General features: G+C 71.6%; 2 protein-coding genes. Both read right to left on the bottom strand.

The window, feature by feature from the left end; genetic code table 11:
• Nucleotides 1–813: GTP-binding protein (locus ADL29_RS05650; RefSeq protein ID WP_053922645.1), on the bottom strand; the 813-nt coding region annotated here is incomplete at its 3' end.
• Nucleotides 810–993 (bottom strand): type B 50S ribosomal protein L31 (locus ADL29_RS05645; RefSeq protein WP_053922644.1); only part of this gene is annotated, 184 nt, incomplete at its 5' end. The genes ADL29_RS05645 and ADL29_RS05650, both read right to left, overlap by 4 nt.

Here is a 993-nt window from a genome sequence, read left to right as displayed (position 1 = left end):
GATGCGAGCGGCGGCGCAGACCAGATCCTCCAGGGCCGCGTGGAGCCGCCCCGGGTGGAAGGGCCGCTCACGCCGCCACACGAGAGTGTCGACCCCGTGTTCGTCGGCCTCCTGCGGCAGCAGCGCACACGCCGGATGCTGACGCGCCGCTGCGGCCTCGACGTCGAATCCGGCCATCAGGGCAGGGCCGAGTGTGCCCTCGCCCACCTGCACCAGCTGTGCGGCAGGAGTCAGCTGGGCGAGCAGCGCGAGATCGCCGTCGTCCGCGGGCTCATCGCCTTCGGCGAGGGCGATCACCGTGGGGTATTCGATCTGCCGGGCGAAGGTGTCGGCCACCGTGCGCTCGTCGGTCGGGGCGGCCGCCATACCGGCCTCGGCCAGGTCGTCACCGTTGGACAGACAGGGCAGCACGAGCGCGGGGTCGACCGCCGTGGCCACCCCGGTCAGCTCCAGCGTTTCACTTTCCGCCGCGATGACCGCCGCCATCGCCTGCGGCTCGACCGAATCCCACAGCTCCACAACAGCCAGCCGATACGTTCCGGCGTCGGCCAGCCGCACCAGCTCCGGGACCAGGTCCTCGCGCAGCGCGCAGCACGCGCAGTCGTTCACCAGCGGGGCGTGGTCGCTGCTGACCGGTCCGTTGACGTCGCGGATGGTGCGGTGCACCGAGCGGTCGGGGCCGGACGACAGGTCGTGGTGGAGCACCACGGTTCCGGGCACGGTGTGCAGGATGTCCCCCACCGCGGCGCGGCGGGCGCCTTCGCACAGCCCACCGACGATCACCACCGGCAGACGGCGCTCGGCCGGACTCACCGTTCCCTCCGCCCGTACCGACGCTGGAAGCGCTCAACACGGCCCGCGGTGTCCAGGACGCGCTGGGTACCGGTGTAGAACGGGTGGCTCGCCGAGGAGATCTCCACATCGATGACGGGGTAGGTGTTGCCGTCCTCCCACTCCACCGTCTTGTCGCTGGTGGCGGTGGAACGGGTGAGG

Origin of the sequence: Streptomyces chattanoogensis (assembly GCF_001294335.1) — a bacterium.
Classification (GTDB): domain Bacteria; phylum Actinomycetota; class Actinomycetes; order Streptomycetales; family Streptomycetaceae; genus Streptomyces; species Streptomyces chattanoogensis.
Note: the sequence above shows the minus strand (reverse complement) of the source record. Positions and strands in the feature narration are given on the sequence as shown.